This is a genomic window from Rhodopseudomonas parapalustris, assembly GCF_053772255.1.
The window spans coordinates 247788-261394 of sequence record NZ_JAMKBZ010000004.1; the positions used below are offsets into that span (position 1 = coordinate 247788).

At 65.8% G+C, this 13607-nt stretch carries 6 protein-coding genes; 4 read left to right on the forward strand and 2 right to left on the reverse strand.

The features are described from left to right. Nucleotides 1–95: 95 nt before the first annotated feature. Nucleotides 96–887, reverse strand: a complete 792-nt coding sequence (locus tag M9H71_RS06030; protein ID WP_455404163.1) for a TOBE domain-containing protein — start codon at nucleotides 885–887, stop codon at nucleotides 96–98. A gap of 100 nt (nucleotides 888–987) precedes the next feature. On the opposite strand from M9H71_RS06030, the gene M9H71_RS06035 reads away from it, so the two are divergent. Then, on the forward strand, nucleotides 988–1197 hold the full coding sequence (locus tag M9H71_RS06035) for a TOBE domain-containing protein (RefSeq protein ID WP_455404164.1): 210 nt from the start codon (nucleotides 988–990) through the stop codon (nucleotides 1195–1197). 44 nt (nucleotides 1198–1241) lie between these two features. Here M9H71_RS06035 and M9H71_RS06040 read toward each other — a convergent pair whose 3' ends face one another. Further along, a complete protein-coding gene (locus tag M9H71_RS06040; RefSeq protein ID WP_455404165.1) occupies nucleotides 1242–1811 on the reverse strand; it encodes a DUF2478 domain-containing protein in 570 nt (189 codons plus the stop codon). Nucleotides 1812–2293: 482 nt separating this feature from the next. Here M9H71_RS06040 and M9H71_RS06045 point away from each other — a divergent pair, with 482 nt between their 5' ends. The 3 genes from M9H71_RS06045 (at nucleotide 2294) to polA (ending at nucleotide 13404) form a co-directional block, all read left to right on the forward strand. After that, complete coding sequence (locus M9H71_RS06045) at nucleotides 2294–7279, forward strand: 2-oxoacid:acceptor oxidoreductase family protein (RefSeq protein WP_455404166.1); 4986 nt, start codon at nucleotides 2294–2296, stop codon at nucleotides 7277–7279. Next, nucleotides 7276–10110: a sulfide/dihydroorotate dehydrogenase-like FAD/NAD-binding protein gene (locus tag M9H71_RS06050; protein WP_455404167.1), complete on the forward strand. Its 2835-nt coding sequence runs from the start codon at nucleotides 7276–7278 to the stop codon at nucleotides 10108–10110. The genes M9H71_RS06045 and M9H71_RS06050 overlap by 4 nt, the downstream gene beginning before the upstream one ends. A gap of 216 nt (nucleotides 10111–10326) precedes the next feature. After that, complete coding sequence (gene polA, locus M9H71_RS06055; RefSeq protein ID WP_455404168.1) at nucleotides 10327–13404, forward strand: DNA polymerase I; 3078 nt, start codon at nucleotides 10327–10329, stop codon at nucleotides 13402–13404. Nucleotides 13405–13607 lie beyond the last annotated feature (203 nt).

A 13607-nucleotide genomic window follows, 5' to 3' on the forward strand; every position in this document is an offset into this window, starting at 1 on the left:
CGAGCGAAGCGAAGCAATCCAGCTCAGTGCATGGCGCTGGATTGCTTCGTCGGCTTCGCCTCCTCGCAATGACGGCGGATAGGTCATGCGCGCGGTCAGTCGATCGCGATGATGACGTGAGCGGCGTCGAACACCGCGCAGGCCGGGTCACCGGGTGACAGGTTGAGGTCGTCCGCGCTGCGCGCGGTGACCGAAGCAGCGAGCGTCTTGTCGCCGCCGATATCGAGCACGATCTCGGCGTTGACGGCGGAGATGTCGGCCCGGCGCACGGTGCCGCGCACGCAATTGCGCGCCGACACCATCGGCGGCTGATGGCCGGGGGCGATCATCACGAACGGCGCCTTGATCAGCACGATCGCCTCGCGGCCGACCACGAGGCCGAGGCCGCGCACGCTCTCTGCCGTCAGCAGCGCGTAGATCGTGGTCTCGGGCGACACCGTCACGGCAACTTCGGCGCTGAGCGTGTCGGCCCTGATGTCCGTGATGACGCCGCGAAGGGCGTTGCGGGCGCTGGTCTTCATGAAAAATCCGGAGACGAGATTGATCGGGGTGATGCCGCTGCCGGCGAGTTCGGGTTCGAGATTGCGGAACACCCGCGCCATCTCGGCCTCGAGCCGGCCGAAGGCTTCGATCACCTTGACGCCGGTCGGCGTGAGCTGGGCGCCGCCGCCTGCCTTGCCGCCGGTGCGGGTTTCGAGCAGCGGACGGCCGAACAGATTGGTCATCGCGTCGAGCGCATCCCAGGCGGCCTTGTAGCTGAGCCCTGCCGCCTTAGCGCCGGCCGTGATGCTGCCCTCGCGCGCGACCGCCTGGAGCAGCCGGATGCGATCGCGGCCGACTCCAGAGATCTCCTTCGTCTTCAGTGTGACGGTTGCCTCTATGGACATCCGGGGCAGCCTCGTCATTTGGTCGGACTGGTCGTCATGTGCAGGAACTATATAACGACAAACCCAACCCGGCCAACCTCAACTCAAGGAGACCAGAGCCATGAAAATCAGCGCCCGCAATCAGCTCAAGGGCACCATCGTCGAAGTCGTCAAGGGCGCCACCACCTCTCATGTCCGCATCGACATCGGCGGCGGCGCAATCGTAACGGCTTCGATCACCAACGAATCCGCCGAAGAACTGAAGCTCGCCAAGGGCCAGCCGGCGATGGCCGTGATCAAGGCCTCCGACGTGCTGGTCGCGGTCGACTGATCTCGCCGCAATCGGCCCGAGCGACACCAAGTCGCGCCCACCTTTCATTTCAGCGCCTCGCAGACGCTGACGTGAGGGTGGGCGGGACGCCGGAAGCTGCGACCGTGCAGTTTCTCCCACCATTGATCGAGCGCGCGCCGCTCGCACTTCAGCCGCACGCTCATGCCGTCGGCGAACCTGATCCAGGCATCGAAGCGATGGCTCGGCACCGCGATCACCAGCGGAATGTCGGCAGACAGCGCCTCGACGATCAGATGCAGCAGGCCCTTACCCTCGCTCTCCTGCTGGCCGAACCGGTTGATGATCAGAACATCGGCACCCTGCGCCAGGGCGGACGCGACCCGCGCACCGGCGTCGAGCAAACGGCTCGGATCGAGCCGACAGCCTTCGGCCATCGGCCCGAGATCCTGATACAGCGAGATCTGCTCGCCGGAATGCACCAGCCGCGCTGACAGCCCGCGGGCCTCGTCGCCGCGGGGACCGACCTGCACCAAACCGACCGCGCGGTATCCCTGTGAATTCAGGTGAGCGGCGAATTCGCCGAGCACCCGATCCGGGTCTTCGCCGCGCTCATAGACCAGCGCAGCCAGATCGCATTGCGAGTCGAAGGTCATCGGCCCATCGCCGCTGGTCCACGGCGCTCCGCTGTCGAGAGAGCACGAGCGGCGGGTGGATACCCCTGCCGCCCGCCATCGTCATATATTCGAGTATATAACGATCTCGCCGCAGAAGGAATTCTGCTTTTGGACCAAGGGAAATTCTGCGAGCAAGGCGCGTCTGCAAGTGCAACTGGCACCGCCCGTTGTTTAGGCGATGCGTAATTTTATTGCTCTCCGAAGCATATTTTTTGCGCTTTGATGCGCGTCAAATCGGGGGTTCCCCCTGCGTGCTACTGCACCGCACACAACGCAACATCTCTGCCGGCGAGGCCCTGATACCTCGCGAGTAGTCAATCTAAAGGCCACGAGGAGGTTCTGCCCGACCGCTGCCTCAGCAGCCGCCCGGCATCGATACACCTTTCCCAAACATGGCCGACGCAACACGGCGGGTTCGCTCCGCCGATCCAACGCAAGACACGCAAGAACGGACGGACCCCATGAACGCAAAATATCCCGGCATTCCTTCGGTGATCCACGGCAACGGCGCAGTGGCGCAGGTGATGGGGCATGTCTGCGGCGGCGTCATCGGCTACCCGATCACGCCCTCGACCGAGATTTCGGAAATCTATGAGGCGTTCCGCTCGTCCGGCGGCTGCAACGTCTGGGGCAAGCATCCGTTCTTCTTCGAGCCGGAGGGCGAGCACTCGGCGCAGTCCGGCGCCCTCGGCGCGGCGCTGACCGGCGGCAAGTTCATCTCCAACGCGTCGTCGAGCCAGGGCATCCTGTACGGCCTGGAGTCGCACTACGTCACCGTCGGCAAGAAGGTCGGCGGCTTCGTGCTGCAAGTCGCCGCCCGCGTGGTGTCCAAGCACTCGCTGAACGTGATGGCCGGCCATGACGACGTCTATGCGCTGCTGTCGTCGGGCTACACCATCCTGTTCGGCTCCAATCCGCAGGAAGCCGCCGACCTCGCTGCGATCTCTTATAAAGTCGCCGCGACCTCGCTGATCCCGGTCGCCAACGCGATGGACGGCTTCGCCACCTCGCACATGCTCTCCGAGGCGTTGATGCCGGAGCCGGAGCTGCTGCGCGAATTTCTCGGCGACCCCGCCGGCCGCATCAAGTGCCCGACCGTCGCGCAGGACATGCTGTTCGGCGCCAAGGGCCGCGTGTTCCAGCTCGAGCAATATCTGCTGCGGCACGAAGCCGACTTCATGCCGACCGAGCTCGCGGCGCTCAAGAAATTCCTCACCGACAACGCCGACACGATCGAGACCGATAACGCCGGCACCATCGTGGCCGAGACCCTCGCTTACGTGCCGGAAGAGCTCCGTGGCCAGTGGAAGCGGCAGTGGATCAACGCACCCGAGAAGGGCACCCGGCAGCTCGTGCCGGCGCTGGTCGACATCGACAATCCCGGCCTGACCGGCGGCGTGCAGAACCAGCCCGACTTCCAGGCAGGTGCGGTCGACCATCGCACCCACTTCGCCAATGCGGTGCCGCGCTTCGTCAAGGAAGCGATGGCCGAATACGCTGCGCTCACTGGCCGCGAATACAAGCCGGTGATGACTTACATGTGCGACGATGCCGAGCACGTCGTGGTCGGCCTCGGCTCGGTCACCGACGACGCCGAAGCGGTCGCGGCTTATCTGCGCTCGCAGGGCAAGAAGGTCGGCGTGGTGTCGATCAAGATGCTGCAGCCGTTCCCGGAAGCCGAGCTGGTCGAGGCGCTGAAGGGCAAGACCGCCGTCACCGTACTGGAGCGCTCGGACGTCACCGCGCTGACCCAGCTCGTGACCCAGGCGCTGTGCAAGGCGCGCGAGAACGGCGACGGCGGCGTGCGTCATGCCGGCATCCCGGCGCTCGCCAAGCTGCCGAAGATCACCACCGCGATCTTCGGTCTCGGCGGCCACGACCTGCAGCCGCGCGATATGATCGCCTGCTACGCCAACATGGAGAAGCAGGATAGCGCGCCGTTCGTGTATCTCGGCACCAAGTTCTTCGCCGAGAATCCCTCGCCCCGAATGGAAGCCCGGCAGAACCGGCTGAAGGAAGCGTATCCCGAAACCCAGTACATGGCGCTGGAGACCGGGCCGAACCCGAACCTGCTGCCGCCGTCCGCGTTCCGCATCCGCTTCCACTCGATCGGCGGCTACGGCACGATCGCGTCGGGCAAGCTGCTGACCGACATCCTGGCCGGCGCGCTCGACATGCATTCGAAGTCGGCGCCGAAATACGGCTCGGAAAAGAGCGGCGCACCGACCAACTACTACATCACGCTGTCGCCCGAGCCGGTGAAGATCACCAACGCCGAGCTGGAAGACGTCGAGATCGTGATCTCGCCCGACCACAAGGTGTTCGTGCACACCAACCCGCTGCGCGGCCTGGTCGAAGGCGGCACCTTCATCCTGCAGACCAATCTGACGCCGCTCGAAGTCTGGCGTGACATGCCGGCCAAGGCCCGACAGACCATCCGCGACAAGAAGATAAAGTTCTACGTGATCGACGCGTTTGCGGTGGCCAAGCGGCACGCGCCGACCGCCGAACTCGAAACCCGGATGATGGGCATCGCCTTCATCGGCGCGGTGTGCGGCAACGTCGACCGCGTGGTGGCAGACGCCTCGCAGGAGGCGATGCTCAACAAGATCCGCCAGCAGATCTCGAAGAAGTTCGGCGCCAAGGGCGGCGACATCGTCGAGGGCAACATGGCGGTGATCCGCGAGGGTTTAGAGGCCACCCACAAGGTCGATGTCGACGCGCCGGAGTTCAGCGAGGACGCCATCAAGGCCGCGCCGAAGGCCAAGCGCGACGCCTCGATCTCGGCCTCGATGTGCCGTGTCGCGGCGCCGGCCTCGGCCGCTGGCTTCCTCGATCCTGAATATTACGACGACGTGCTGGCCGCGCCGTTCCGCGACGGCACCATTGCGGAGGCGCCGGTGCTGCCGGGCATCGGCATGTTCATGCCGGCCGGCTCTGCGGCCGCCAAGGACAAGGGCCTGTTCCGCCGCAACGTGCCGGAGTTCAAGGCTGATCTGTGCACCGGCTGTATGGAATGCGCGCTGGTCTGCCCCGACGCCGCAATCCCGAACGCCGTGCACGACATCCACGAACTGCTGCTGACCGCGATCAAGCAGCTCGACATCGCGCCCGCTCAGCAAGACAGCTTGCGCGAGAAGGTGCCTGCGCTGACCGAAGCGATCCGCGACGTGTATCGCTCCGGCAAGGACGATAAGCCGTTCCACGACATCGTGGCGCAGGCCGCCGAAGCGCTGAAACTCGACAATGCCACCCTGAACCGCAACTTCGGCAAGCTGTCGGCGGCGCTGTCGGTGTATCCGGTGGCCCGCACCCGGCCGTTCTTCGACGCGATGGAGAAGAGCCAGCCGGGCACCGGCGGTCTGTACTCGGTCAGCGTCGATCCGTGGAAGTGCTCGGGCTGTCTGGAGTGTATCGACGTCTGCGGCCCCGGCGCACTGGTCGATCGTGAACAGGACGAGCCGATGCTGGAGCAGCTCCAGACCCGGTTCGAATTCTTGAGCCGCACCCCGAACACCCCGGCGCGGTTCACCGAAAGCGCGACGCGCGAGGGCGGCGAGACCAAGCGGCTGATGCTCGATCGCGCCAACTACTACGCGACCACCGGCGGCCACGGCGCCTGCCGCGGCTGCGGTGAAGTCACCGCGATCCGTCTGGTGACCTCGACCAACCACGCGATCCACGACAAGCGCCGCAAGGATCACATTCGCGAGCTGGAGACCCTGATCGACCAGCTCAATGCCAAGCGGGCGCTGGTGGCCGGCGACGACGCGCGCGCCGCCCGGATCGACCAGACCCTGAAGACGCTGGAGAAGCGGCTGTATCTCTACGAGAGCGGCCCGACCGGCAACGGCCCGTCCGGCATGGTGATCGCCAACGCCACCGGCTGTTCGAGCGTCTATGCGTCGACCTTCCCGTTCAACCCCTACACCGATCCGTGGGTGAACAGCCTGTTCCAGGACACCCCCGCGGTGGCCAAGGGCATCTTCGAAGGTCTCACCGCCAAGGCATCCGAGGACTTCCGAGCGCTGCGCATCGCCAAGCTCGAACTGGCCGACGCCTATGATGCGGCCAAGCACGACGGTTACTTCCGCTATTTTGGCTGGAGCGAATTCACGCCGGAAGAACGCTCGATGCTGCCGACTGTGCTGAGCATGGGCGGCGACGGCGCCACCTACGACATCGGCTTCGGCGCGCTGTCGCGTCTGCTCGCCACCAAGACGCCGATCAAGGTGGTGGTGCTGAACACCGGTGCCTATTCCAACACCGGCGGCCAGACCTCGACCGCGAGCCTCACCGGCCAGGACAGCGACCTGTCGCGGTTCGGCATCGCCCAGCACGGCAAGCAGGAATCACGCAAAGAACTCGGCCTGATCGCCTCGTTCCATCCGAGCGTGTTCGTGGTGCAGACCGCGACCGCGCTGCAGGGTCACTTCCTGAAGAACGTGATGGAGTTCCTGAACCACACCTCGTCGCCGGCGGTGCTCGACGTCTATACGCCGTGCCAGGCCGAGCACGGCATCGGCGACGCCGTCGCCAACCGCCAGGCGCGTCTGGCGGTCGAAAGCCGGATGAATCCGGTGTTCGTCCACGACCCGCGCAAGGGCAGCAAGCTCAACAACTGGTTCTCGCTCGACGGCAACCCCGAGGCCGACCAGGACTGGGCGAGCAAGACGATCGAGTACGTCGACGCCGACGGCAAACCGCAGCTTCTCAAGGCCAAGCTAACGCCGGCCGACTTCGCCCACACCGAAGTCCGCTTCCGCAAGCAATTCAAGCCGCTGAAGAAGGACGAAGGCGCGCTGCCGATCGACGAATACGTCGCGCTCGATCCGGCGGCCCGCGCCGGCAAGACGCCGTTCATCTACGCCACCGATGCCGACAAGAAGCTGATCAAGCTGTCGGTCGGCGAGACCGTGGTGGCGCTGGTGGAAGAACGGCGGAAGTACTGGCGCACGCTGCAGTATCTCGGCGGCTTCGACGTCCGGGCGCTCGACGAAGCGCACAGCGCCGAACTGGCCGCGCTGCAGCACCAGTACGACGAACAGGTCAAGGCCCGCGAAAGCTCGCTCGATCAGATCGCGCGCGGCATGAGCGAGCTGGCGGCCTCCTCCAACGCGCCGGCGGCCGGTGGCTTCGGCGCGCTGATGAACGGCTTCGCGGCAGCTCCGGCGGCGGCGCCGACCAACGGCGCCAAGACCGCCAATGGCAACGGCGCCGAGCCGATCCACATCGACGATGCGGATCTCGGCAAGTGCACCAACTGCAAGAGCTGCTACCAGGACGTGCCGGAAGTGTTCGAACTCACCAAGATCGTCGTCGACGGCGCCCCGAAGGACGTCGCCCACGTCATCCCCGGCGTGTTCGGGAAGCTCAAGGTCACGCCTGAACTGTCGGCCAAACTGAGCCGCGCGGCGGCCAACTGCGATGCGGAGATCATTCGATGAGCGACGTCACCGGAACGGTCTCCAGCGACGTGCTGCGCTACCAGCAGGCGCGCAGCACGCTGGAAAGCTCCAAGAGCGAACTGGAAGAGCTGCAGGCCAGCGAGGCTGTCGGCGTCTTCCAGAAGCAGCTCGCGCTGCTGCAGAAGCGCCTGGTCAACGACCCGGCGTCGCTGCGCAACATGTTCATCGCGGACGGCACCCAGGCCATCGTCTGGGAATTCCAGCAGCCGGAGCTGGGTGAAGCCTTCACCACCACGCTGTGGAATCTGCTCGCCCGCGGCGACGACATGTCGATCATCCTGCAGCGCTTCATCTGGGCGCTGCCGCTAAAGTTCAAGCGCAAGTTCATCAAGGCGATCGACGTGCATCTGCGCGGTCGCTACCCGATGTTCGAGAATCTGTCGGAAGGCTGGCCGGGCGAAGCGTTCATCCCGCCCTACATCCGTCCGGCGGAAGAGCGCGCGATCGACTTCGAACTCGTGAACCAGGGCTATCTCGGCTACCAGTCGATCGGCTACTCGGTGCGCGAGTGTGAGCTGTTCGTCTGGCTCGAGGTGATGCGCGACAAGCAGTGCGACGACAAGCCGTGCGAGCTCGGCGTGCTGATCCAGGGCAAGAAGGAAGCCAAGGGCGGCTGCCCGGTGAAGATCCACATCCCCGAGATGCTGGACCTGCTCGGCAACGGCAAGCATCGCGAAGCCTTGGAGCTGATCGAGAGCTGCAACCCGCTGCCGAACGTCACCGGCCGCGTCTGCCCGCAGGAACTGCAGTGCCAGGGCGTCTGCACCCATACCAAGCGGCCGATCGAGATCGGCCAGCTCGAATGGTACCTGCCCGAGCATCAGAAGCTCACCAACCCGAACGCCAATGAGCGCTTCGCCGGCCGGATCTCGCCGTGGGCTGCGGCCGTGAAGCCGCCGATCGCGGTGGTCGGCTCCGGCCCGTCGGGTCTGATCAACGCGTACTTGCTGGCGGTCGAGGGCTTCCCGGTCACGATCTTCGAGGCGTTCCACGACCTCGGCGGCGTGCTGCGCTACGGCATTCCTGAATTCCGCCTGCCCAACACCCTGATCGACGACGTGGTCGAGAAGATCATCCTGCTCGGCGGCCGCTTCGTGAAGAACTTCGTGGTCGGCAAGACCGCGACGCTCGAAGACCTCAAGGCCGAAGGCTTCTGGAAGATCTTCGTCGGCACCGGCGCTGGCCTGCCGACCTTCATGAACGTGCCGGGCGAGCACCTGTTAGGTGTGATGTCGGCCAACGAGTTCCTGACCCGCGTCAACCTGATGCGCGGTCTGGATGATCGCTACGAGACGCCGCTGCCCGAAGTGAAGGGCAAGAACGTGTTCGTGATCGGCGGCGGCAACACCGCGATGGACGCGGCGCGCACCGCCAAGCGTCTCGGCGGCAACGTCACCATCGTGTATCGACGCACCAAGAGCGAGATGCCGGCCCGCGTCGAGGAGCTGCATCACGCCCTCGAAGAAGGCATCAACCTGAAGGTGCTGCGGGCGCCGCGCGAATTCATCGGCGACGACCACACCCATTTCGTCACCCACGCGCTGCTCGACGTCAACGAGCTCGGCGAACCGGACAAGTCCGGCCGCCGCAGCCCGAAGCCGACCGGCGAGCTCGAACGGGTGCCGGTCGACCTCGTGATCATGGCGCTGGGCAACACCGCCAACCCGATCATGAAGGACGCCGAACCCGGCCTGAAGACCAACAAATGGGGCACCATCGAGGTCGAACAGGGGTCGCAGCGCACCTCGATCAAGGACGTCTACACCGGCGGCGACGCCGCGCGCGGCGGCTCCACTGCGATCCGCGCGGCCGGCGACGGCCAGGCGGCCGCACGCGAGATCGTCGGCGAGATTCCGTTCACCGCGGCCGAGATCAAGGACCGCGTCGCGCGCGCGGCGAAGTACACCGAACTCGGCCAGATCGAGCAGACCATCGTCGCCAAGGTGCCGCTCGCCGGCGGCATCGTCGAATTCACCGTGCGGGCCCCGATGGTGGCGCGCTCGGCCAAAGCCGGCCAGTTCGTGCGCGTGCTCCCCTGGGAGAAGGGCGAACTGATCCCCCTGACGCTGGCCGATTGGGACGCCGAGAAAGGCACCATCGACCTCGTCGTGCAGGGCATGGGCACCTCGTCGCTGGAGATCAACCGGATGGCGATCGGCGATGCGTTCTCTGGCATCGCCGGCCCGCTCGGCCGCGCCTCGGAACTGCATCGCTACGATGGCAACCAGACCGTGGTGTTCTGCGCCGGCGGCGTTGGCCTGCCGCCGGTGTATCCGATCATGCGCGAGCACCTGCGGCTCGGAAACCACGTCACGCTGATCTCCGGCTTCCGCGCCAAGGAGTTCCTGTTCTGGACCGGCGACGACGAGCGCGTCGGCAAGCTGAAGAAGGAGTTCGGCGACCAGCTATCGCTGATCTACACGACGAACGACGGCAGCTACGGCGTCAAAGGCTTCGTCACCGGCCCGCTCGAGGAGATGATGAAAGCCAACCAGGAAGGCAAAGGCCGCAGCATCGCCGAAGTAATCGCGATCGGCCCGCCGCTGATGATGCGGGCGGTCTCCGATCTCACCAAACCGTATGGCGTCAAGACCGTGGCGAGCCTCAACTCGATCATGGTCGACGCCACCGGCATGTGCGGCGCCTGCATGGTGCCGGTGACGATCGACGGCAAGATGGTGCGCAAGCACGCCTGCATCGACGGCCCGGAAATCGACGCCCACATCATCGACTGGGACAAGTTCCTGCCCCGCTTCAACGCCTTCAAGGTGCAGGAACTGGAGAGCAAGAAGAAGCACGGGTTCGCGTAAGGCACCGCGTACGCAACACCGTCATTGCGAGCGAAGCGAAGCAATCCAGCTCCGAGCACCGAGCTGGATTGCTTCGTCGCTTCGCTCCTCGCAATGACGGACGAGAGGCTTTCGCTGAAATGGCCGGGTTCGCCCGGCCTTTTTGGTTGGCGTCCCCGGCGGATCTGGTGGCTGGAAAGGGGTGCCAAAACCCGCCAGACCCCTTAAGTTGCGGCCATGCCGAAAAGCTCCAAATCCGCCGCTGCGACGCCTGCCGCTTCCTCCGCCACGCCCCCTGCCCCCATCGGCGTCAAGCCGCCCGGCAAGGGCGACCACATCTTTCTGGTCGACGGCTCGTCGTACATCTTCCGCGCCTATCACGCGCTGCCGCCGCTGACCCGCAAGTCGGACGGGCTGCAGGTCAATGCCGTGCTCGGCTTCTGCAACATGCTGTGGAAGCTGCTCCGCGACATGCCGCCGGACAACCGGCCGACGCATCTGGCCATCATCTTCGACAAGTCGGAAGTCACCTTCCGCAATGAGCTGTACCCCGAATACAAGGCGCACCGGCCGCCGGCGCCGGACGATCTGATCCCGCAATTCGCGCTGATCCGCGAGGCGGTGCGGGCGTTCGATCTGCCGTGCCTGGAACAGTCCGGCTTCGAGGCCGACGATCTGATCGCCACTTACGTGCGCGAGGCCTGCGAGGCCGGCGCCACGGCGACGATCGTGTCGTCCGACAAGGACTTGATGCAGCTCGTGACCGACTGCGTGGTGATGTACGACACCATGAAGGACCGCCGCATCGGCGTGCCCGAGGTGATCGAGAAGTTCGGCGTGCCGCCCGAGAAGGTCGTCGAAGTCCAGGCGCTGGCCGGCGACAGCGTCGACAACGTGCCGGGCGTGCCGGGCATCGGCATCAAGACCGCGGCACAGCTGATCAATGAATATGGCGACCTCGATACGCTGCTGGCGCGCGCCGCTGAGATCAAGCAGCCGAAGCGGCGCGAGGCGCTGATCGAGAATGCCGAGAAGGCGCGGATCTCGCGCAAGCTGGTGCTGCTCGACGACCATGTGAAGTTAGAGGTGCCGCTCGCCGAGCTCGCGGTGCACGAGCCGGACGCGCGAAAACTGGTGGCGTTCCTCAAGGCGATGGAATTCACCACGCTGACGCGGCGCGTTGCCGAATATGCCCAGATCGATCCGTCGGATATCGAGGCGGAGACGGCGCTGAAGTCTGCCGTTCCGCCGCTGGCGAAGAGCGCGCCCCCGAGCGACGATCTGTTTTCGGGCCAAGAGCCCTCACCCCAGCCCTCCCCCGCAAGCGGGGGAGGGAGCTCGCCGAGTTCGGGGCAAGGTGGTCCGCTGAATGCGGGCCGCGGCCGCGACGGCAAACCGGGCGTCGTGCTGTCGCCCGAAACGCTGGTCGCCGCACGCGCCGAGGCCGCGCGCAAGATCCCGGTCGACCGCACCGCCTACAAGACGCTGCGCAGCCTGGACGAGCTGCAGGCTTTCATCGCCCGCATCCACGACACCGGCGTGGTGGCGCTGGAGGCGGCCGCGACCTCGATCGATCCGATGCAGGCGGAGCTGATCGGACTGGCGCTGGCGCTCGGCCCGAACGACGCCTGCTACATTCCGCTCGCCCACAAGCAGGCCGGCGACGGTGACGGGCTGTTCGCCGCCGGCCTCGCGCCCGACCAGATCGGCCCCCGCGACGCGCTCGATGCGCTGAAGCCGATCCTGGAATCCGCCGGCGTCGCCAAGGTCGGCTTCACGATCAAATTCGCCGCGGTGCTGCTGGCGCAGCACGGCCTGACCCTGCGCAACATCGACGATCCGCAATTGATGTCCTACGCGCTCGATGCCGGCCGCGGCAGCCACAAGATCGAAGCGCTGTCGGAAAGCAATCTCGGCCACACCCTGCACACGCAGGAAGAACTCATCGGCACCGGCAAAAACAAGATCGGCTTCGATCAGGTGCCAATCGATCGCGCCACCGCCTATGCGGCCGAACGCGCCGACGTGGCCTTGCGGCTGGCGCGCGTGCTGAAGCCGCGGCTCGTCGCCGGCAGCATGACCGCGGTGTACGAGACGCTCGAACGTCCCTTGGTCGGCGTGCTGGCGCGGATGGAGCGGCGCGGCATCTCGATCGACCGCCAGGTGCTGTCGCGATTGTCGGCCGACTTCGCCCAGACCGCGGCGCGGATCGAGGCCGAGATCCGCGAGCTCGCCGGCGAGGACATCAACATCGGCAGCCCGAAGCAGCTCGGCGACATCCTGTTCGGCAAGATGGGCCTGCCGGGGGGCAGCAAGACCAAGACCGGCGCGTGGTCAACCTCGGCGCAGGTGCTGGACGAGCTCGCCGAACAGGGCCACGAATTCCCGCGCAAGATTTTGGACTGGCGGCAGGTCAGCAAGCTGCGCTCGACCTACACCGACGCGCTGCCGAATTACGTGCATCCGCAGACCCACCGCGTTCACACCACCTATGCGCTCGCCGCCACCACCACCGGTCGGCTGTCGTCGAACGAGCCGAACCTGCAGAACATCCCGGTGCGCACCGAGGATGGCCGCAAGATCCGCCGCGCCTTCGTGGCGACGCCCGGCAACAAGCTGGTGTCGGCCGACTACTCGCAGATCGAGCTGCGGCTCTTGTCGGAAGTCGCCGACGTGCCGGCGCTGCGAAAAGCGTTCCAGGACGGCATCGACATTCACGCGATGACAGCGTCCGAAATGTTCGGCGTGCCGGTCGAGGGCATGCCGTCGGAAATCCGCCGCCGGGCGAAAGCGATCAATTTCGGCATCATCTACGGCATCTCGGCATTCGGCCTCGCCAATCAGCTCGGCATCCCGCGCGAGGAAGCCGGCGCCTACATCAAGCGCTACTTCGAGCGCTTCCCCGGCATCCGCGCCTATATGGACGAGACGCGGGATTTCTGCCGGTCGCACGGCTATGTCACCACGCTGTTCGGCCGCAAATGCCACTACCCGGACATCAAGGCGTCCAATCCGTCGATCCGCGCCTTCAACGAGCGCGCCGCGATCAACGCCCGGCTGCAAGGCTCCGCCGCCGACATCATCCGCCGCGCCATGGTGCGGATGGAGGACGCACTCGCCGAGAAGAAGCTCTCTGCGCAGATGCTGCTGCAGGTCCACGACGAACTGATCTTCGAAGTGCCGGAGGCCGAGGTGGAAGCGACGCTGCCGGTGGTCCGCGCGGTGATGCAGGACGCGCCGTTCCCGGCGGTGCTGCTGAATGTGCCGCTGCAGGTCGATGCACGGGCGGCGGACAATTGGGACGAGGCGCATTAGTGCCAGCCCTTCGTTGTGGCGCACTGATCCGCAGCGTGCGCCGCGCACCCTCTCCCGCCTGCGGGAGAGGGTGCGCGCTGTGCCAGGGGCACTGCTGCGGACAAACGACGGGCGCTGTATGCGTTCGTTGATACCTTACCGCGCCGCTGGCATCGGCGCGCTGGCGCGGCTAGATTGCGGCAGCTTCCAACAGCCTAGAGATC

What these genes read in the sequence shown, in the direction of transcription:
- M9H71_RS06030 (WP_455404163.1), bottom strand. Translation starts at nt 887, where the DNA reads ATGTCCATAGAGGCAACCGTCACACTGAAGACGAAGGAGATCTCTGGA.
- M9H71_RS06035 (WP_455404164.1), top strand. Translation starts at nt 988, where the DNA reads ATGAAAATCAGCGCCCGCAATCAGCTCAAGGGCACCATCGTCGAAGTC.
- M9H71_RS06040 (WP_455404165.1), bottom strand. Translation starts at nt 1,811, where the DNA reads ATGACCTTCGACTCGCAATGCGATCTGGCTGCGCTGGTCTATGAGCGC.
- M9H71_RS06045 (WP_455404166.1), top strand. Translation starts at nt 2,294, where the DNA reads ATGAACGCAAAATATCCCGGCATTCCTTCGGTGATCCACGGCAACGGC.
- M9H71_RS06050 (WP_455404167.1), top strand. Translation starts at nt 7,276, where the DNA reads ATGAGCGACGTCACCGGAACGGTCTCCAGCGACGTGCTGCGCTACCAG.
- polA (WP_455404168.1), top strand. Translation starts at nt 10,327, where the DNA reads ATGCCGAAAAGCTCCAAATCCGCCGCTGCGACGCCTGCCGCTTCCTCC.